19 protein-coding genes, 2 tRNA genes and 1 riboswitch are annotated in these 18,716 nt (G+C 64.0%); of the genes, 16 read left to right on the plus strand and 5 right to left on the minus strand.

All coding sequences use genetic code 11. The annotated features are described in order from the left end of the window. On the plus strand, positions 1-790 hold a 790-nt coding region (gene phaZ / locus GSQ79_RS04810; protein ID WP_246725102.1), incomplete at its 5' end, for a polyhydroxyalkanoate depolymerase. An 80-nt stretch (positions 791-870) separates the two neighbouring features. Here phaZ and GSQ79_RS04815 read toward each other — a convergent pair. After that, positions 871-2,241, minus strand: coding sequence for a DEAD/DEAH box helicase (locus GSQ79_RS04815; RefSeq protein ID WP_158807599.1), 1,371 nt, complete (start codon positions 2,239-2,241; stop codon positions 871-873). A gap of 625 nt (positions 2,242-2,866) precedes the next feature. Here GSQ79_RS04815 and GSQ79_RS04820 point away from each other — a divergent pair. The 12 genes from GSQ79_RS04820 to GSQ79_RS04875 all read left to right on the plus strand — a co-directional run bounded on the left by GSQ79_RS04820 (position 2,867) and on the right by GSQ79_RS04875 (position 10,921). Beyond that, positions 2,867-3,631, plus strand: a complete 765-nt coding sequence (locus tag GSQ79_RS04820; RefSeq protein WP_158807600.1) for a Sir2 family NAD-dependent protein deacetylase — start codon at positions 2,867-2,869, stop codon at positions 3,629-3,631. 279 nt (positions 3,632-3,910) lie between these two features. Continuing rightward, positions 3,911-4,423: a cold-shock protein gene (locus GSQ79_RS04825; protein ID WP_158807663.1), complete on the plus strand. Its 513-nt coding sequence runs from the start codon at positions 3,911-3,913 to the stop codon at positions 4,421-4,423. A gap of 43 nt (positions 4,424-4,466) precedes the next feature. Further along, entirely contained in the window at positions 4,467-4,931 is a 465-nt protein-coding gene (locus tag GSQ79_RS04830) for a DUF192 domain-containing protein (protein ID WP_158807601.1), read from the plus strand. A 728-nt stretch (positions 4,932-5,659) separates the two neighbouring features. Next, positions 5,660-6,718 (plus strand): cytochrome P450, encoded by a 1,059-nt coding sequence (locus tag GSQ79_RS04835; RefSeq protein ID WP_246725103.1) that lies wholly within the window; start codon positions 5,660-5,662, stop codon positions 6,716-6,718. Between the two features lie 76 nt (positions 6,719-6,794). Further along, positions 6,795-7,463: an HAD family hydrolase gene (locus GSQ79_RS04840; protein WP_158807603.1), complete on the plus strand. Its 669-nt coding sequence runs from the start codon at positions 6,795-6,797 to the stop codon at positions 7,461-7,463. Positions 7,464-7,599: 136 nt separating this feature from the next. Then, a complete protein-coding gene (locus GSQ79_RS04845) occupies positions 7,600-8,037 on the plus strand; it encodes a MarR family winged helix-turn-helix transcriptional regulator (RefSeq protein WP_158807604.1) in 438 nt (145 codons plus the stop codon). 18 nt (positions 8,038-8,055) lie between these two features. Further along, positions 8,056-8,436, plus strand: coding sequence for a tautomerase family protein (locus GSQ79_RS04850; protein WP_158807605.1), 381 nt, complete (start codon positions 8,056-8,058; stop codon positions 8,434-8,436). Between the two features lie 40 nt (positions 8,437-8,476). Beyond that, positions 8,477-9,781, plus strand: a complete 1,305-nt coding sequence (locus GSQ79_RS04855; RefSeq protein ID WP_158807606.1) for an MFS transporter — start codon at positions 8,477-8,479, stop codon at positions 9,779-9,781. A gap of 64 nt (positions 9,782-9,845) precedes the next feature. Continuing rightward, positions 9,846-9,922: transfer RNA gene (locus GSQ79_RS04860), tRNA-Pro, on the plus strand. A gap of 47 nt (positions 9,923-9,969) precedes the next feature. Beyond that, positions 9,970-10,275, plus strand: coding sequence for an ETC complex I subunit (locus GSQ79_RS04865; RefSeq protein WP_158807607.1), 306 nt, complete (start codon positions 9,970-9,972; stop codon positions 10,273-10,275). 12 nt (positions 10,276-10,287) lie between these two features. Next, positions 10,288-10,364: transfer RNA gene (locus GSQ79_RS04870), tRNA-Arg, on the plus strand. Between the two features lie 95 nt (positions 10,365-10,459). Next, on the plus strand, positions 10,460-10,921 hold the full coding sequence (locus GSQ79_RS04875) for a hypothetical protein (protein WP_158807608.1): 462 nt from the start codon (positions 10,460-10,462) through the stop codon (positions 10,919-10,921). On the opposite strand, the gene GSQ79_RS04880 is transcribed toward GSQ79_RS04875, so the two are convergent. Next, a complete protein-coding gene (locus GSQ79_RS04880) occupies positions 10,912-11,499 on the minus strand; it encodes a histidine phosphatase family protein (RefSeq protein WP_158807609.1) in 588 nt (195 codons plus the stop codon). The two genes, GSQ79_RS04875 and GSQ79_RS04880, sit on opposite strands and share 10 nt — an antisense overlap. Positions 11,500-11,516: 17 nt before the next feature. Continuing rightward, positions 11,517-11,642, plus strand: a riboswitch (cobalamin riboswitch). A 27-nt stretch (positions 11,643-11,669) separates the two neighbouring features. Here GSQ79_RS04880 and GSQ79_RS04885 point away from each other — a divergent pair. After that, positions 11,670-11,879 carry a CbtB domain-containing protein gene (locus GSQ79_RS04885; RefSeq protein ID WP_158807610.1) on the plus strand — a complete coding sequence of 70 codons (210 nt, stop codon included), beginning with the start codon at positions 11,670-11,672 and terminating at the stop codon, positions 11,877-11,879. Between the two features lie 94 nt (positions 11,880-11,973). Further along, entirely contained in the window at positions 11,974-12,696 is a 723-nt protein-coding gene (locus GSQ79_RS04890; RefSeq protein ID WP_256378985.1) for a CbtA family protein, read from the plus strand. A gap of 12 nt (positions 12,697-12,708) precedes the next feature. Here the strand turns inward: GSQ79_RS04890 and GSQ79_RS04895 are convergent, their stop codons facing one another. From GSQ79_RS04895 to gltX, 3 genes are all read right to left on the minus strand, one after another. Next, on the minus strand, positions 12,709-13,938 hold the full coding sequence (locus tag GSQ79_RS04895; RefSeq protein ID WP_158807612.1) for an FAD-dependent monooxygenase: 1,230 nt from the start codon (positions 13,936-13,938) through the stop codon (positions 12,709-12,711). Positions 13,939-14,038: 100 nt separating this feature from the next. After that, on the minus strand, positions 14,039-15,328 hold the full coding sequence (gene gltA / locus GSQ79_RS04900) for a citrate synthase (RefSeq protein WP_158807613.1): 1,290 nt from the start codon (positions 15,326-15,328) through the stop codon (positions 14,039-14,041). A 198-nt stretch (positions 15,329-15,526) separates the two neighbouring features. Beyond that, complete coding sequence (gene gltX, locus GSQ79_RS04905; protein ID WP_158807614.1) at positions 15,527-16,942, minus strand: glutamate--tRNA ligase; 1,416 nt, start codon at positions 16,940-16,942, stop codon at positions 15,527-15,529. A gap of 231 nt (positions 16,943-17,173) precedes the next feature. Here gltX and GSQ79_RS04910 point away from each other — a divergent pair, with 231 nt between their 5' ends. Beyond that, complete coding sequence (locus GSQ79_RS04910) at positions 17,174-18,682, plus strand: amidase (protein WP_158807615.1); 1,509 nt, start codon at positions 17,174-17,176, stop codon at positions 18,680-18,682. The last annotated feature ends 34 nt before the right edge of the window (positions 18,683-18,716 follow it).

The raw sequence follows: 18,716 nt of genomic DNA on the forward strand, positions 1-18,716 counted from the left end.
GGAAGCCGGGACCTTCGATTTCTCGGCTTACGTCAATCACATCGTCGACTTCATGCAGGCGCTGGGGCCGCGATCGCATCTCGTGGCCGTTTGCCAGCCAACGGTGCCCGCACTCGCCGCGGCGGCGATCATGGCGGAAAACGACGATGCCGCACAGCCGGCAAGCCTGATCCTGATGGCCGGCCCGATCGACACGCGCATCAACCCGACCATGGTCAACAAGCTGGCCCTGGAAAAGCCGATCGAGTGGTTCAGGGACAAACTGACGAGCGCGGTCCCGGCCGGTCACAAAGGTGCGAGCCGCCGCGTCTATCCCGGCTTCATGCAGCTTACCGCCTTCATGAGCATGAACCCGGAACGCCACAAGAAATCGTTCAAGGACATGGCGCAGGCGCTAGCCGATGGCGACACCGCCAAATACGCGACGATGCAAACCTTTTACGAAGAATACTTCGCCGTGATGGACCTGCCGGCTGAGTTCTATCTCGAGACGGTCCAAATGGTGTTCCAGGATTTTTCCCTGCCCAAGGGCGAGCTCAGGGTCAACGACAGGCTGATCGATCTCAAGGCGATCCGCAAAACAGCAATTCTGACAGTCGAGGGCGAGCGCGACGATATTTGCGGCCTCGGCCAGACCATGGCGGCGCAGGAACTATGCTCCAGCGTGCGGCCCTACAAGAAAACACACCACGTGCAGACAGGTGTCGGCCATTACGGCGTGTTCAGCGGCCGCCGCTGGAACAGTGAAATCTATCCGAAGGTTCGCGACACCATTCAGATGGCGAGCTGACCGCCGATCGACACGACTTTAAAGCAAACAAGGCCGCTCCCGAGAGAGCGGCCTTGCTTTAGGTCTGACCGGCTTCGGCGTTAAGACGGACGGCGCGGTGCACCCGAGCCGGCGTTGCTTCGTGCCGGCGGCCGTCCCCCGGCGGGGCGTGGCCGCGACGATGCGGGGCGGTCGCCGGCGGCGCGGTTCTGACCACCCGCACCATGCTTGTGATCGAAGGCCGGACGGCCGGGACCACCCGAGCCACGACGCTCGCTGGCGCGATCGTACTGGCGCGGCGGACGCGCATCTTCGCGCGGTTCCGGATTGGCGGCAGCGCCCCGCGGATCGCGACGGTCTTCAGAGGGGATCGTCTGGCGCGTCAGCTTCTCGATGCTCTTGAGGAAGCCGCGCTCCTCGATGTCGCACAGCGAGATGGCCTGGCCCGTCGCCCCGGCGCGCGCGGTACGGCCGATGCGGTGGACGTAGGATTCCGGCACGTTGGGCAGGTCGAAGTTGACGACATGGGTGACCATGTCGACGTCGATGCCACGTGCGGCGATATCGGTCGCCACGAGGATCTTGGTCGCGCCGTTCTTGAACGAGGCGAGCGCGCGTTCACGCTGCGCCTGGCTCTTGTTGCCGTGAATGGCGAGGGCAGGGATCCCGACCTCTTCGAGGTGGCGAACCACCTTGTCCGCGCCATGCTTGGTGCGGGTGAAGACGAGGCCGCGGTTCATCTCTTCCTGGCGGATCAGATCGGCGAGGACGTGACGCTTGCGCGCCGTCTCGATGAAGATCACGCGCTGGTCGACGCGCTCGGCCGTGGTGGAGACCGGGGTCACCGACACCTTGACCGGATCGCGCAGCAGGTCGCCGGCGAGCAGGCCGATTTCCTTCGGCATCGTCGCCGAGAAGAACAGGCTCTGGCGTGCCTTCGGGAGCAGGGGCGTCAGACGGCGGATCGCATGGATGAAACCCATGTCGAGCATCTGGTCGGCTTCGTCGAGAACGAAGATCTCGACATGATCGAGACGCACGGTGCGCTGGTCGAGGTGATCGATCAGGCGGCCTGGGGTGGCGACGAGAATATCGACGCCGCGCATCAGCCGGTCGATCTGCGGACGGATCGAAACACCGCCGAAGACGGTGGCGATGGAGAGGCCGAGGTTCTTGCCATAGACGCGGAAGCTTTCCGCGATCTGGCTGGCGAGCTCACGGGTCGGGGACAGAATCAGCGCGCGGCAGGTGTTCTTTTCCGGGCGGACCCGGTCCATCGACAGGCGATGCAGGATGGGAAGAGCGAAGGCCGCGGTCTTGCCGGTGCCGGTCTGGGCGATGCCGAGCAGATCCTTGCCGAGCAGAACGTGAGGGATGGCCTGTGCCTGGATCGGCGTCGGGGTGACATAGTTTTCGCTCTCGAGCGCCTTGAGAATGGGCGCGGAAAGGCCGAGGTCGGTGAATTGCGTCAAGATTGGCTTTCAAGGCATGGCAACAGCGTCGGTCGACCTGTCGCGTCATTGATGAAGGGGATGCCGTGCGTGACCGGCTTCGGTCGGTCGGCGAGTGGCGGTTCGAACGAGCCAGGCGGTGCACTGGGCTTCAGACGATCACGCGGCCAGATGCCGTCACCGCAGATGCGGCTGCTCGCATTTGGTGGTTTTACGGCAAAAGGTCAAGCTTTATGTTGCATTGCGAGATTTGATGTCGCGGGTCGTGCTTCCCCAGGTGACAGATTTATTTTGACTGCTACACTCTTCAAATCGTCAACGAACGGAAGGAGGTGATCCAGTGTTTCAAGGTCATGTCGTGAGCCAGCCGAGGATCTCTTTTCCATCGGGATGTCGCGCTTAGACGCACCGGTGGTGAGAGAACGTCGGCGGTCGCGCTGACAGGCTCGGATCGACGGTCTGCCTTCGGGCGGACCCGAGAGCCTCCAAGACGGAAAGCCTCGGCGAAAGCCGGGGCTTTCTTTTAAAAACGTGTCGGTTTTTAAGTTTGCCGGCTTGCGAGACCGATCGCCGCCGGTCGTGTCATCCAGTGGCTCACGCTCTACCTTCCTTGTGTCGCACTCTCGCAGGGAGCAGAGGCATCACGATGGTCATTGCAGATATCGAAGCTGCGGCGAGCCAGCTGCGCCAGCTTATCGACTCGGCGTCGAACGTCGTCGCCTTCACCGGGGCCGGCCTCTCGACCGAAAGCGGCGTGCCGGACTATCGCTCAAAGAATTCGCCGTGGACGCGCTACACGCCGATCCCGTTCGACCTGTTCGTCGCGGACCCCGCACAACGCGTCGAAGCCTGGCGGCGGAAGTTCGCGATGGATGATCTCTACGCCGACGCGCGGCCGTCCCGCGGACACAGCGCGTTGAGTCAGCTCGTCCAGGCCGGCCAGCTTGCAGCGATCATCACGCAAAACATCGATGACCTGCACCAGCGCTCCGGCGTCGGCCCGGATCACCTGATCGAGCTTCACGGCAACGGCACCTACGCGACCTGCCTCACCTGCGCGCAGCGCTATGAGCTGCCGCCAATTCGCCGCGCGTTCGAGGACACCGGGGAGGCGCCCCGATGCGTCTGGTGTGGCGGAATTGTCAAGTCGGCCACCATTTCGTTCGGCCAGGCGCTGCCGACATCGGTTCTGAAAGCCGCACAAGCCGCGACGTTGGCGTGCGATCTGTTCATCGCCATCGGGTCGTCGCTCGTCGTCTATCCGGCCGCGGCGCTGCCCGTCCTGGCGCAACGTCATGGCGCCAAGCTCGTGATTTTAAACGGTGAAGCAACGCCCCTCGATCGTAGCGCCGACATGGTTCTGCGTGGTGACATTGGCACCGTCCTCGACAGTGCCACGCGGGACCCATGATCGAAGCGCGGATTGGTCGCCGCCGTTGGTAGAGAGACAAAGCTACCACACCTCGCCGGGATGTCCCTTCATCCACAAGAACGCTCGGTTTGCCGCTGTGCCAGCGCAGCGTCGATGCTATCAATAAAGGCCTGATTTGCAGGTGATTCGGGTGCGCTTCCCAGCGCAGGTGAATGCCACGATCGACAGTGTAAAGTTCTAAGGACGCACCACGTGGGCACCAAGGATCCCATTTTACCATTTCGCGACATCGAGCCGGGCGACAGCGCGGCCGAGGGAATGGAGCTCGTCGAAATTTCCGGGCGCATCAAGTGGTTCGACGTATCCAAGGGCTACGGCTTCATCGCGCAGGATGATGGGGCGGCCGACGTGCTGCTTCACGTGACGACCTTGCGGCGCGACGGGTTCCAAACGGCCAACGAAGGCGCGCGGATCGTTTGCGAAGCGCTTGTCCGGACCAAAGGCCTGCAGGTCTTCCGCATTCTGTCCATGGACGATTCCACCGCCGTTCATCCGGCCCAGTTGCCGGTTCGCACGCACGTGCAGGTGACGCCGAGCAGCGGTTTCGAAATCGTCGTGGTCAAGTGGTTCAACCGGGTTCGCGGATTTGGCTTCGTTTCGCGCGGCGATGGCACCGACGACATCTTCATCCATATGGAAACGCTGCGGCGTTACGGCATCGCGGAATTGAAGCCCGGCGACAGCCTGCTGGTGCGATTCGGCGATGGGCCCAAAGGCTTGATGGCTGCGGAAGTTCGCCTCCTCGAAGCGGCCTTGCCGTCGACCCATTAGCGTGCTTTTTCCCCGCCACGGTGCGGCTTGTGGGAACAGCGGAATGGTCAGGGCAAACAGGGTTTTGGGTTGCGGGACGCTCGTGTTGGTTTCGACCTTGATGGCGTCGAGTTGGGCTTTGGCGGCGACCGGTCTCGAAAAACTCGAAATCGACACGGCAAGCGGACCGCACATTCTGCAGGTCGAAGTCATGCGGACCCAGCCCGAGCTCGAGAAGGGCCTGATGTTCCGCAGATTTCTGCCGAAAGATCGCGGCATGCTGTTCGACTTCAAGGTCGAAAAGCCTGTCGAGATGTGGATGAAGAACACCTACATCTCGCTCGACATGGTTTTCATCGGCCATGACGGCCATGTCGTCGGCATCGCCCGCGACGCGGAACCGCTTTCGGAGACGATCATCCCGTCCGGCGCTCCGGCTTTCGGCGTTCTCGAAGTGAACGCTGGTGAGGCTGCGGCGATTGGTTTGAAAATCGGCGATGCAGTGCATCATCCCCTTTTCAAGAACTAGGCGCTCGTTTCAAAGGCCCGGAGGTTGTCCGCCGGCGCGGTCCGGCATGATGCCCGCCGCGGCGTGGCTGCTGTCGAGCGATGCTTTTTCGTCCACCTCGGCCAAGCCGCCGAAGGCGCGGTTGGTGGTGGTGGCTGGCCGGACCTCGGTCGTTGCGGACGGACCGTCCGCGACAAGCGCGTTTCTGGCGGCTTCCGGTTTCGCGGATCCTTGAGGAAATAGCCGAAGTGAAAGATCGAGATCGCCAGCACGATGCCGATCGTGAAGACAGCCAACAGGGCGATTATGACGCCTGATTCCATGCCTCTTCTCCCGTGTCCTGATTGCCGAATGCAACTCAACGTCGCGCGTGCGGGAACGATCCGGCGGAACGGCTTACCTTGTTGCCTCGCGAGGATTTGATTGCCTGCTGGTCGCGTAGGTATTTAGCGGCTTGTTGCGCCTGCAACAGTTTGATCTTATGCAGTCCTATCGGTAGGACCGCTGCAAAACGGGAAGCATTTCAGATAGATGCGTAGTGGTCGCAACAGTTTGGGTGCTTCGATGACAGCGAATCCCGCAGCCCGATGACGCGGTCATGCGAGTCGGATCCCTCGTTCTCTTCCGACGAACGACAGAGTCTAGACGATCGAAAAACGGCTGTCCTGGCGGCAGGGGATCACGCATCTCGCCTTCAGGTTCAGGCAGACGGCAGCGTCAGGATCAACGGCTTCAGCCTGGCGAGCCAGTTGCTGCGCCGGGGCGGGACTCGGCAGGCTGGCTTCAACGCGGCGCTGGTCGAACGCTTTCCCCAAAAGAATCTCTCCGTCCTGTTCAAGGAAGGCGATGCCCATCGCCTGCAGCGCTCGGCGGTCGCGCGCTTCTTCGCGCCGAAGGTGGTGAGTGAGCGCTACCGCCGGCTGATGACCGACCTGAGTGTTCGGCTCGTCGCACGCTTCAAGACCCGACGACGTGCCAGGCTCGACGATATGAGCCTCACGCTGTCCGTCGCGGTTGCGGCCGAGATCGTCGGCGTGACCGAGAGTGTTTTGCCCGGCCTCGGCTGGCGTCTCAACCGTTTCTTCGCCCTGGAGGCGCCGAGCCTCGATGCGCGGTTCAGCACGGCCGCCTATATCGTCCGGGCGCAGGTCAACCTGCTTGCGGTGTACCTTTTGGATGTGAGGCCGGCGATCCGCGCCCGCCGACGAGATCGCCGCGAAGATCTGATCTCCCATCTGATCGACCAGGGCTGGTCGGATCTCGATATCCTAACGGAATGCGTGACCTATGCGACGGCTGGCATGTCGACGACGCGCGAGTTCATCATCGTCGCTGCTTGGCACCTGCTTGAGCGCGGCGACCTGCGACGACGCTTTCTCGAGAGCGACGAAACCGGTCGGTGCGTTATCCTGGAAGAAATCCTCCGCCTCGAACCGCCGGTCGGCACGATCTTCCGTCGGACCAACGTCGCCGTCACGCTCGACGATGACGGGCGCAAGACGGATATCCCGGCCGACACCGTCGTCGCCATCGACATCCGCGGCGTCAATGCCGATGAGGGTGTTGTGGGCGGGTGTCCGCACCGGCTCGACCCCGACCGGGCAAAGCGCGGGCCGTCTGGCCATATGAGTTTTGGCGACGGCGCGCACAAATGCCCCGGCGCCTCGGTCGCACTGCAAGAAACCTCGATCTTCCTCGACCATCTCCTCCGCGTGCCCGGTGTGACCCTCGCGTCGGCGCCGAAGCTCAGCTGGAACACGATGACGATGGGCTACGTGTTGCGGCGCGTGATTCTGACCGCCGAATAACGCGCGGCAACCTTCCGCCGGGACCAGGGTTCGCGCTGCATGCTCCGGCGCCCCGCCGGTGAGCGGATGCTCCGGTATGATCAAGGCAGTCATTTTCGACGTGGACGGCACGCTGATCGACAGCGTCGATTTTCATGCTCGCGCCTGGCAGGACGCCTTCCGCGAGTTCGGCCACGAGATCGATCTCGCCAAGATCCGGGGCCAGATCGGCAAAGGCGGCGACCAGTTGATGCCGGTCTTCCTGTCCAAGGACGAGCTGCATGCCATCGCCGACAAGCTTGATGAGCGGCGTGGCACGATTCTGCACGAACGTTATCTTGCCAAGATCAAGGCATTTCCCGAGGTGCGTGCGCTGTTCCAGCGCATCCTGAAGGACGGTAAGCAGATCCTCCTGGCTTCGTCAGCCAAGGGCGAGGACCTGCAGACGTACAAGGAACTCGCCAGGATCGAAGACTTGCTCGATGCCGAGACCTCGTCCGACGATGCCGACAAGAGCAAGCCGCATCCCGACATCTTTCAGGCGGCTATGTCCAAACTACCTGGTGTCGAGCCGGACCAGACGATCGTCATCGGCGACACGCCCTATGACGCCGAAGCGGCGGGCAGGGCAGGGTTACGCGCCATCGGCGTGCGCTGTGGCGGCTGGCCGGACGGTGCGTTGAAACAGGCCGGATGCATCGCCGTCTACCGCGATCCTGCCGATCTTCTGGCGCATTACGATGCTTCGCCGCTGGCCACCCTATGAACAATTAAGGCTGCGGACTTCGGCCAGACGGGTTGGCGGCACTCGACCGACCGGCACACGCCGACGTCATGTTGACATGAGGGCAATTACCCTCAATACGGGTTGGATAGGTCGGATCAATTTTGAGACCACGTTCATGGCAACGCCCGAACCCGAATTCTGTAGTTGCGCGGCGCTTCGCCAGGCAACGCGTCACGTCACCCAATTTTACGACGCCGCGCTGGCGCCGTCCGGGCTCGGGCTCAATCAATATTCGATCCTCTCCCGGCTTAGCCGCTTCGGGCCGATGACGATCCAAAAGCTGGCGGCGCTCTTGGTGATGGATCGTTCGACGCTCGGGCATCTTCTGCGGCCGCTCGAAGCACGCGATCTGCTGACCTTGCAGACATCGCAGGAGGACCGCCGTAGCCGCATCGTAAGCTTGACCCAGGTCGGTACGGATCTGTTTGCCAAGGCGCGACCGCTCTGGGTCGACGCCGAGCGGCATTTCGAAAGCCGCTTCGGCGCCGAGGCGGCGCATGCACTGCGTGCCACGCTCAAGCAAGTCACGCAAACCGATCTCACGATCCGCTGATCCTTGAAAGGACACACTATGCCGCTCGCCCGTATCGACGTTCCCGCCGGCAACACGCCGGATTACCGCGCCACCATCGGTGCCGTCGTCTACGACGCAATGATCGAGACGCTGAAGGTACCGAAGGACGACCGCTTCCAGATCATCGCCGAACACGCGCCGGGCGGTCTGGTCATCGATCCGACCTATCTCGGCATCCAGCGCTCGGCGCAATGCATCATCATCCAGCTGACGCTCAACGAGGGGCGCTCCGTCGAGGTGAAGAAGGCTTTCTACGTGGCGGTCGCGGAGGGCCTGCACGCCCGGCTCGCCATCCGCAAGGAGGACGTCTTCATCAACCTCGTTGAGGTGAAGAAGGAAAACTGGTCGTTCGGCAACGGCGAAGCGCAATACGCCTAAGCGTCCGCCATCGACTGAGGGTAACGAGACGGGATCAGCCATGCGACTCGCAAGAATTCACTACAGCTGGGTCGTCCTGGCGGTCACCTTTCTGGTGCTCCTCGTCGGTGCCGGGATCCGTGCGGCGCCCGGCGTGCTGATGCTTCCGCTGGAGCAGGAGTTCGGCTGGTCGGCGGCGACGATCGGCGGGGCCGTTGCGATCAACCTCTTTCTATACGGCATGATCGGGCCTTTCGCCGTCGCGGTCATGGAGCGCTTCGGGCTGCGCCGCAGCGTCTGTGGCGCGCTTCTGCTCCTCGCCGTCGGCGTCGCACTGACGACGCTGATGCGGACGTCGTGGCAGCTGATGCTGCTCTGGGGCTTCGTCGTCGGCTCCGGAACGGGCATGATCGCGCTGGTGCTCGGCGCGACGGTGGCGAGCCGCTGGTTCGTCCGCCATCGTGGCTTGGCGATGGGAATCCTCACCGCCAGCAGCGCCACTGGCCAGCTGATCTTTCTCCCGGCAATGGCAGCCCTCGCCACCCATGAGGGCTGGCGCGCGGTCTCCCTCGTCGCCGCCGCCGCGGCCCTGGCGCTCGTGCCCGTCGTCGCGCTTCTGCTGCGCGACCGCCCGATCGACATCGGCCTGATACCCTACGGCGGCAGCGAACTCGTTCCGCATCCGCGTGGCGGCCCGAACCCGGCGATGCGGGCGTTGATCGCCTTGCGCGACGGCAGCCGGTCCCGCGATTTCTGGCTGCTCGCCGGCAGCTTCTTCATCTGCGGCGCTTCGACCAACGGGCTGATCGGCACCCACCTCATTCCAGCCTGCAGTGACCATGGCATTCCCGAAGTCACCGCCGCGGGGCTGCTGGCGCTGATGGGGATCTTCGATTTTTTTGGCACCACGGGCTCGGGCTGGTTGTCCGATCGCTACGACAGCCGCATCCTGCTCGCCTGGTACTATGGGCTGCGCGGTCTCTCGCTGCTGTTCTTGCCTTACGCTTTCGACATCAGCTTTTATGGGCTTCCCGTGTTCGCGGTGTTCTACGGCCTGGACTGGATCGCCACCGTACCGCCAACGCTCAAACTGGCCGGCAAGGCTTTCGGCGACGCCAATGCGGCCTTGATGTTCGGCTGGATCGCGGCGTTCCACCAGGTCGGCGCGGCGGCGGCCGCCTGGTTTGCCGGCGTGATCCGCACGGGCACCGGCGCCTACACCGGCGCTTTCACCACCGCCGGGCTGCTGTGCATCGCCGCCGCGATGATGGTCACCTTCATCGGTGCCGATACGTCGTGGCTGCGGCGTGCCCGCCCACGGCTTAAAGCCGGTACGACGCAGCCGGGAACCGTCGGAGCGCCTTGACGAGGCTAGGGTGCCGTGCGACGGAACCCACGTCGTTGCGCCGCAGTTCGGGGCGCGATGACGACGGGGCATAGCGCAGCCTGGTAGCGCGACGGTTTTGGGTACCGTAGGTCGGAGGTTCGAATCCTCCTGCCCCGACCACTTTTGTGGTAAGAGAATGATAGCCTTAAGCAATCGAGGGAACGGTGATGAGCGCGCGTATTTTTAAGCCCGCCCGCGCTGCGACCCAGTCGGGCGCGGGAAATGCCAAGCTTTGGAAGCTCGTCTACGAGCCGGAGACGGCATTGCAGGCCGAGCCGTTGATGGGCTGGACCAGTTCCGACGACATGAACCGCCAGATCAAGCTCAGCTTCGCCACCAAGGACGAGGCCGTCGCCTATGCCGAGCGCAACGGCCTGGCCTACCGCGTGGAAGAGCCGAAAGCGGTCGTGCAGAAAACCTTCTCCTACTCCGACAACTTCAAGTCGTCCCGCCTCGGGCAGTGGACGCACTAGGCTTTACCGTCCGACCCCGTAGCTCAGCTGGATAGAGCAGCCGCCTTCTAAGCGGCAGGTCGCTGGTTCGAACCCAGCCGGGGTCGCCACACCGCCGAGACGCTCCAGAAAGCTTGAACGTGGGATAGATGTACACGGCGGGGCGACGCGTTTAGCGTCCGCTTCTTGCGATGGAGCCGCTACGATGATCCTGCGAAATTCTTTCTATGCAGCGGCTGTTGCCGCGGGGCTGCTGGGATTGGGCTTCGGCAACAGTGTTGCCGCCCAAACCGCGACCGGGCCGCTCTCGCAAGCCGACGTTCCGGACCCTGCGGCTAAAACAGCATCTCCTAAAAAACCGCATCCGCTGAAGCCGAAGGTCGCGCAGGCGAAAGCCGCGAAGCCCAAGTCGCCGGCGCTGGAGCCATGGGCTGCCGTGGACCCCGGTCGGGTCGCCCCGACGCCGCCACCTGAGCCGCCGGCGCCGCCCGTCGACAGCAAAGCGGCCGTTGCGGCCGAGAGCACGAGTCCGACGCCAAGCGGCCGCCCCGATCTCGCAATGAAGTGGAGCGGCAACAACGATTCGGCGAGCCAGACGCGGTCGCAAAACTACGGCGGCGACGCCGAAGGCGCGGGCGCCGCGATGGGGCTCAAGTTTCACTTCTGATCGGCCGGTCGCGCGTCGATCTGAACGATCTGGCGTAACACCCAGCGTCGACCGTCGCTGCTGAGATCGAGACGGGTCAGCGGTGCGACGTCGAGGCGCCAGAAGCCGTTGGCGGACGCGCCGAGAACGGCAAGGGCCGCGCAGCGGACGACGGCGCCATGGGTAATCGCGAGCATTGTGCCGCGATTGGTCCGGCCCGCCTCGAGCCATTGACCGACACGGATCAGCAAGGCTGCGATCGAGCCACCGCCATGACCCTCATAGCTGGGATCGGCGAGCCAGGCGCCGAGCGCTTCGGGTTCCTCGTCCGCGATGGCGCCGAGGGGCCGTCCACGCCAGCGCCCGCAATCGAGATCCGCCAGCATCGGATCGACCGTGGCCTCGCAACCGAAAGCGGCAGCAGTTTCCGCGGCGGCGACGGCGGGACTGCGCAAAATCCTGGTGGCCTGGGGCAGGGCGGTGGCGTAGCGCGCGGCCGCGGCGGCCCCGCGTGCGGCGAGCGGCTCGTCAAACGGAAACGCCGCCGATCGCGTCGCCTCTGTCTCTGCATGCGCTACCAGAATTAAACGACCCGTCATGAAAGCCTTGTTGACAGGCAACGAGGGCGCTGCCTAGTTTGCCGGGTAACGAACGAGGAAGTCGGTGAAAGACCGACGCGGGCGCGCCACTGTTACCATCACTCGATGGAAGTCAGACCCTGGTTGGTTACATTTTTCTCGAACGGGACGCGAAATCCCAAGAGGTTACCATGGCCAACGTTACGCTTGCACCGACCCGCACGCCGGTTGCGATTCCCCTCCGCGAGATCCTGCCTTGGGCGATTCTCGGCGGTCTCCTGATGCTGCTTGCCATCTATTTCATCGGCGCGGAGCAGGGCGCGACGTCGCTCTTCAAGGGCATGTACGTCCACGAATTCGTGCATGACGGTCGTCATCTTCTGGGATTCCCCTGCCACTAGCACTGTTTCGGCTGCCGGTATCCGGCGGCCTGACGTCATGCGGTTTTTCGAAAACGGGCGATCGTGGATCGTCCCGAGGGGTATTGCTGTGAGCATTCATCATCTTATCATCCGTGGCATGCTGGTCGGCATCGTCGCAGGCCTTCTTGCCTTCGGGTTCGCCAAGATCTTCGGCGAGCCGCAGGTCGACCGCGCCATTGCGTTCGAATCGGCGGAAGCCAAGGCCAAGGGCGAGGCGCCGGACGAGGAGCTTGTCAGCCGCCAAGTCCAGGCCTCGATCGGGCTGCTGACCGGCGTCGTCGTCTATGGCAGTGCGCTGGGCGGTCTCTTCGCCATCGCCTTCGCCGCCTGCTACGGGCGCTTCACCAAGCTGTCCGTAAAGTCGGCGGCGGCGCTGATTGCGTTGCTCGGCTTCATCGCGGTCTATGTCGTGCCCTACCTGAAATATCCGGCCAACCCGCCTTCGGTTGGGGAGCCGGCGACGATCGGCATGCGCACCGGCCTGTATTTCTCGATGATCGTGATCTCGTTGATCGCGATGGTGGCGGCGGTGAGCCTCAAGCGCCTCTCGGAGAAGCGGCTTGGTCGATGGAATGCCACCGTGCTCGGCGGCGTCGCGTTTCTCGTCCTCATCGCGATCGCGCAGATCGCCCTGCCGGCGATCAACGAGGTTCCCGGCGAATTCCCGGCCTCGACGCTCTGGCAATTCCGCCTCGCCAGCCTCGGCATTCAAGCGGTGCTGTGGACGGTGATCGGGCTGCTGTTCGGGGAACTCACCGACCGCAGTCTGCGGGGCGGCATCAGCCGCTCGGCTTGAAACGAAGTGCCGTCAGACCACGGGACCTGGCGGCATAATGCCCTCGCGCATCAGCGCTCGCCGCAGCGGACCGACGAGCCGCACCGCGATCGCCCCGGCGCCACGGATGGCGTCGACAGGGGCAAAATCCGTCATGATCGAACGGTTCAGCACGTCGACGCCGTTGGTGCGTAGTGCGATGTCGCGGCGGCGTCCGCGTTCGTAGGAATGCAGCGACGCCACCGCGCCGATGTCATGTCCGCGATCACGCGCGACCCTCAGGGTGGCAAGGAGCTGTGCGATATCGCGAAGGCTGAGGTTCAACCCTTGCGCGGCGAGCGGCGGAAAGGCGTGAGCCGCCTCGCCAATCAGTGCGACGCGGGACCCGATCAGCCGGTTGACGCGCAGACCGCCCATCGGAAAGAAGCCGCGCGCGCTCTCCAGCGTGATGCGGCCGACGACCGATCGGGTCTGATGCTGAAGTTCCAGCGCCAACGCGTCGTCGTCGAGCGCCCGGCGGCGGTCGCCCTCCCGCGGGCTCATCAGCCAGACGAGCGATGACCGGTGCGGGTGTTCGTCCGTGCCTTGCAGCGGCACGAGCGTGCACGGCCCGGACCGGGTGTGAAATTCCGTCGAGACACCATTGTGCGGCTTTCGATGGCCGAGAAGTGCGGTGATCGCCACCTGCGGATAGCGCCACGCGCGCGCGGCGATGTTGGCCGCGAGGCGGGCTGGCGATCGCCGGCCGTCGGCGGCCACGATCAGCGTCGCCGCGTAGCGGAAGCCCTCGGCATCCTCGACGGTGACGGCATCGCTTGAAAAGTCGATGGTCTTGAGCAGGGTGTGGGTCAGCGTGATCCCGGGGAGGCTCGCGGCCTCGTCGGCAAAGCCCTGCACCAGCCGGTCGTTCTCGACGTTGGCGCCAAGCGCCTCGAGGTCGATCTCGTCGGCCTCAAGATACAGGTCCGGGACGGGGAGAAAGGGCGCTGTGTCGTCGATCATGCGGATCGCCTTGATCGGCTGAGCGCCATCGGCGAAACGAGACCAAACGTCGATCTCGCGGAGAAACCGCAGCGATCCTTCGAACAGCGCCACAGTGCGCCCGGTCGGCACCGCGTCGATCGGACCGGCGCAGATCACAGAGAACCCCGCCTTGGCCAGCGCTACCGCGGCCGCAAGACCTGCCGCTCCAGCCCCGGAGACGATCACATCGGCGGTGGCAGTGAGGCCCGCGCTAAGCGCGGGCCGGGTGGACTGAGTCACAGGTCGCTCCGTGGTCGAGACCTGCGGGACATCGGGCATTGCGGCATCCGGGGCAAGCCGACGAAAGGCCTCACACAGATACGGTCGCGTCTAGACTGGCTCAGCGCTTGTCCATCGGGACGTAGTCGCGCTTCGGCTTACCGGTGTAGAGTTGGCGCGGTCGGCCGATCTTCTGCATCGGATCCTCGATCATTTCCTTCCACTGCGCGATCCACCCTGCCGTGCGTGCGACGGCAAACAGCACAGTGAACATCGAGGTCGGGAAGCCCATCGCCTTCAGCGTGATGCCAGAATAGAAATCGATGTTCGGGTACAGCTTCTTCTCGATGAAATATTCGTCGCTGAGCGCGATGCGCTCGAGCTCCATCGCGATATCGAGCAGCGGATCGTCTTGAATCCCGACTTCGGCCAGTACCTCGTGGCAGGTCTGCTGCATGATCTTGGCACGCGGGTCGTAGTTCTTGTAGACGCGGTGGCCGAAGCCCATCAGGCGGAACGGGTCGTTCTTGTCCTTGGCGCGGGCGATGAACTTTGGAATGTTCTCGACCGAGCCGATTTCCGCGAGCATTTTCAGCGCCGCTTCGTTGGCGCCGCCATGCGCGGGGCCCCACAGACAGGCGACGCCAGCCGCGATACACGCGAACGGGTTTGCGCCCGAGGAGCCGGCCAGACGCACCGTCGAGGTCGACGCATTCTGCTCGTGGTCCGCATGCAGGATGAAGATGCGGTCGAGCGCTTTCGCCATGACCGGGTTCACCTTGTAGGGTTCACACGGCACCGCATAGCACATGTTCAAGAAGTTCGACGAATAGTCGAGATTGTTGTCGGGATAAACGAACGGCTGGCCGATCGTATACTTGTAGGCCATGGCCGCTAGTGTCGGGATCTTGGCGATCAACCGCATCGAGGCAATCATCCGCACCTTCGGATCGGCGATGTTGGTCACGTCGTGATAGAAAGCGGACATCGCGCCGATCGAGCCGACCATGACCGCCATTGGATGGGCGTCGCGGCGGAAACCCTGGAAGAAGCGGGACATCTGCTCGTGCACCATCGTGTGGCGCTGAATGCGGAACTCGAAGTCGGTCTTCTGCTCCTGGGTCGGCAGTTCACCGTAGAGCAGCAGATAGCAGGTCTCGAGGAAGGTGCCGTTCTCGGCAAGCTGGTCGATCGGGTATCCGCGGTGCAGCAGGACGCCTTCGTCACCATCGATATAGGTGATTTCGGATTCGCAGCTCGCCGTCGAAGTAAAGCCGGGATCGTAGGTGAACATGCCCGACTGGGCGTAGAGCTTTGAAATGTCGGCGACTGAGGGACCGATGGTCCCGTCCTTCACAGGCAAATTGATTGTCTTGCCACCGAGATTAAGAGTTCCGCTCGCTGTGCTCATGAACGTGCCTTCTAACGAGAAACACCACAAAACGACTGGCTGGGATCTTCGAACGTCCTGAAGTCGTCCCGTACGTGTTGCGTCGCGGCACGATTAGCTCATCGGTTAAACCGCTACAAGCAGCCGGCCCCGACACGTGCCGCGATTATGACAAAATCTTTTTGACTTGCACGTGCGCGTTTTGAAGCGGCGGCTCGGCTAAGCAGCCTGATCCCGGAGACGACCGAGGCTCTCTTCGCGGCCGAGCACTTCGAAGACATCGAAGATCCCGGGCGAGACAGCATGGCCGGTCAGCGCCGCGCGCAGGGGTTGCGCAACCTGGCCGAGCTTGGTCTTGGTGTCCGCGACATAGAGCCGGACTGCTTCCTCGATCGTTGGCGCCGTCCAGTCCGGCAGGGCGTCGAACCGGGGCAGCAACTCCTGGATATGACTGCGGCCGCCGCTCTCGAGAATGCTGGCGGCTTTCTCGTCCATCGGCAGCGGGCGTGACGCGAAGAGGAAGCCTGCGCCGTCGAGCAGTTCCACGAGCGTCTTGGCGCGATCCTTCAGGCCCGGCATGGCGGCGAGCAGCTTGGCCCGCATCGCATCGTCGAGCGTCACGCCCGCGCCGTTCGGCAGGTAGGGCAGGGCGTCGGCAAGCGCGTCCACCAGCTCCTGGTCGCCTGAGGCCCGCATGTAGTGGCCGTTGATGTTTTCCAGCTTGGCAAAATCGAAGCGGGCCGGCGAACGACCGATACCGCCGAGGTCGAAGGCCTCGATCATCTCCGGCATCGAGAAATACTCGCGGTCGCCCGCCGACCAGCCGAGTCGGACGAGATAATTGCGGACCGCCTGCGGCAGATAGCCAAGCGCGCGGTAGGCATCGACGCCGAGCGCGCCATGTCGCTTCGACAGCTTGGCGCCGTCGGGTCCATGGATCAGCGGGATATGCGCCATCGCCGGGATCGGCCAGTTCAGCGCGTTGTAGATTTGCGTTTGGCGCGCCGCATTGGTCAGGTGATCGTCGCCGCGGATGATCTGGGTGACGCCCATGTCGTGATCGTCCACCACCACCGCGAGCATATAGGTCGGGGTACCGTCGGAGCGCAGCAGGACGAAATCGTCGAGGTCCTTGTTGGCCCAAGTCACCTTTCCCTGCACCTTGTCCTCGACGACCGTCTCGCCGTCGAGCGGCGCGCGCAGACGGATCACCGGCTCGACGCCGGCCGGGGCCTCGGACGGATCGCGGTCACGCCAGCGGCCATCGTAGCGGGGCGTGCGTTTTTCCGCGCGCGCCTGTTCGCGCATCGTGTCGAGCTCGGCCTGGCTGGCGTAGCAGCGATAGGCGTTGCCGCTGGCGAGCAGGCTTTCCGCGACGTCGCGATGCCGTGCGGCGCGTTGAAACTGATAAACCGTGTCGCCGTCTCCTTCGAGCCCGAGCCATGTCATGCCGTCGAGGATCGCGGCGATGGCCTCGGGGGTCGAGCGCTCGCGGTCGGTATCCTCGATGCGCAACAGCATCTTGCCGCCGAAGCGGCGGGCATAGAGCCAGTTGAACAAAGCCGTCCGCGCGCCGCCGATGTGGAGAAAACCTGTCGGCGAGGGAGCGAAACGCGTGACGACCTCTTCGGCCATGAAGCACTATTCCTGTCAAAGCTGGGGTGAGCCGGTCGACGCGAGGCGCGATCCGGCCATTGCCTGTCGTGTAGCATGGTTCGTTTCAAAGAGAAGCGTGAGCCTTCGGGCGACACACCAACATGTGACGCAGCACTTGGGCGCCGGAGCGGGTATGCGGCTCGGATCATGCCTGCCGGATGATATGACGCTTGGTCTGAAGCCGCCGCAGGTTTGGCAATGGAGTTCGATGTGACAGGTTCGATTGGACGGCGCGATATTTTGGGCGGCATGGCGGGCGTCGGCGCCGCCGCGGCGTTGACCCCGTACCAGCTTGCTGCCGCACAAGCGGCCCCGGCCAACCCTGACGCGATCCTCTCGGCCTCGGCGAGCGATCTGGCCGAAGCGATCCGCAGCAAGCGGCTGAGCTCGCGCGAAGTCGTCGACGCCTATTTGCAGCGCATCGCCGTGGTCAATCCAAAACTCAATGCCGTCGTGCAGATCACCGCCGACGCCGCGCGCAAAGGTGCCGACGACGCGGATGCGGCGCTGGCGCGCGGCGCCATCAAGGGACCGCTGCACGGCGTCCCCGTCACGATCAAAGACACGCTGGAGACGACGGGCGTCATCTGCACGGGCGGGACGCTCGGCCGCGCCCACTACGTGCCGAAGGCCGATGCCACCGCGGTCGCGCGGCTCCGGGCAGCGGGCGCCATCATGCTCGGCAAGACCAACGTGCCGGAACTTGCCGGCGCGTTGGAGACCGACAACCTCATCTACGGCCGCACCAACAATCCCTACGACCTCAAGCGCACGCCCGGCGGCAGCAGCGGCGGCGAGGCGGCGATTATTTCCGCAGGTGGCTCGCCGCTCGGGCTCGGCACCGACGCCGGCGGCAGCATCCGCATCCCCGCGCATTACTGCGGCCTTGCCGCGCTGAAGCCGACGGCGGGACGCGTGCCGCGGACCGGCCAGTTTCCGCGTCCGCTCGGACCGCGCCAGTCGGTGTTCCACGTCAGCCTGATCGCGCGCCGCGTCGCGGATTTGGCGCTGGCGCTGCCTATCGTGGCCGGGCCCGACTTTCACGATTTCACCGTCGTCGACATGCCGGTCCACGACATGCGCAGCGTGGATCTGTCCAAGCTGAAACTCGCGTACTTCGCCGACGACGGATTTTCGTCGCCGACGCCGGAAATCGCCGCGGCCGTGCATGCAGCCGCTAAGGCCTTTATCGACGCGCATGTCGCCGTCGACGAAAAGCGGCCGCCGGACGCGGAAAAAGCGGGCACCGTCTACTACGACATGACGCGCGGCGACGGCGGCGTCGGGGTTCGCGCCTTCCTCAAGTCGGTCGGCACCAACCAAATTTCGCCGCTCTTCGAAGCGTCCATCGTCAAGCGCGCTTCGCCGGCGATGGGTAGCATCACCGAGGCGCTCGCCGCCTTCAACAAATGGGATGTCTATCGTAATACCATGCTCGACTTCATGCAGGGCTACGATGCCCTGCTGTCGCCGGTGCTGCCCTACGTCGCGCCGCTGCATGGCACGAGCTTCGACGACAATCTGCAACGCGGCGTCGGCTATGCCCAGATGCACAATCTGACGGGCTGGCCGACGGCCACGGTACGCGTCGGCACCTCGCCGGAAGGCATGCCGATCGGCGTGCAGGTCGCGGCGCGGCCATGGCGCGAGGATGTGGCGTTGGCCCTGGTCGCGCATCTCGAAAGTGTCTTCGGCGGCTGGAAAATGCCGATGGTCTGAGGCCGAATCGACCTCTAGGCAGAGGCCACGGCGC

Source organism: Beijerinckia sp. L45 (genome assembly GCF_009765775.1).
Classification (GTDB): Bacteria; Pseudomonadota; Alphaproteobacteria; order Rhizobiales; family Beijerinckiaceae; genus RH-AL1.

Bases quoted from the DNA above. Each gene is read 5' to 3' on its own strand.
- GSQ79_RS04855 (WP_158807606.1), top strand. From the start codon at position 8,477: ATGCGACTCGCAAGAATTCACTACAGCTGGGTCGTCCTGGCGGTCACC.
- GSQ79_RS04830 (WP_158807601.1), top strand. From the start codon at position 4,467: ATGGTCAGGGCAAACAGGGTTTTGGGTTGCGGGACGCTCGTGTTGGTT.
- gltX (WP_158807614.1), bottom strand. From the start codon at position 16,942: ATGGCCGAAGAGGTCGTCACGCGTTTCGCTCCCTCGCCGACAGGTTTT.
- GSQ79_RS04845 (WP_158807604.1), top strand. From the start codon at position 7,600: ATGGCAACGCCCGAACCCGAATTCTGTAGTTGCGCGGCGCTTCGCCAG.
- GSQ79_RS04820 (WP_158807600.1), top strand. From the start codon at position 2,867: ATGGTCATTGCAGATATCGAAGCTGCGGCGAGCCAGCTGCGCCAGCTT.
- GSQ79_RS04865 (WP_158807607.1), top strand. From the start codon at position 9,970: ATGAGCGCGCGTATTTTTAAGCCCGCCCGCGCTGCGACCCAGTCGGGC.
- GSQ79_RS04885 (WP_158807610.1), top strand. From the start codon at position 11,670: ATGGCCAACGTTACGCTTGCACCGACCCGCACGCCGGTTGCGATTCCC.
- GSQ79_RS04880 (WP_158807609.1), bottom strand. From the start codon at position 11,499: ATGACGGGTCGTTTAATTCTGGTAGCGCATGCAGAGACAGAGGCGACG.
- gltA (WP_158807613.1), bottom strand. From the start codon at position 15,328: ATGAGCACAGCGAGCGGAACTCTTAATCTCGGTGGCAAGACAATCAAT.
- GSQ79_RS04825 (WP_158807663.1), top strand. From the start codon at position 3,911: ATGGAGCTCGTCGAAATTTCCGGGCGCATCAAGTGGTTCGACGTATCC.
- GSQ79_RS04850 (WP_158807605.1), top strand. From the start codon at position 8,056: ATGCCGCTCGCCCGTATCGACGTTCCCGCCGGCAACACGCCGGATTAC.
- GSQ79_RS04875 (WP_158807608.1), top strand. From the start codon at position 10,460: ATGATCCTGCGAAATTCTTTCTATGCAGCGGCTGTTGCCGCGGGGCTG.
- GSQ79_RS04840 (WP_158807603.1), top strand. From the start codon at position 6,795: ATGATCAAGGCAGTCATTTTCGACGTGGACGGCACGCTGATCGACAGC.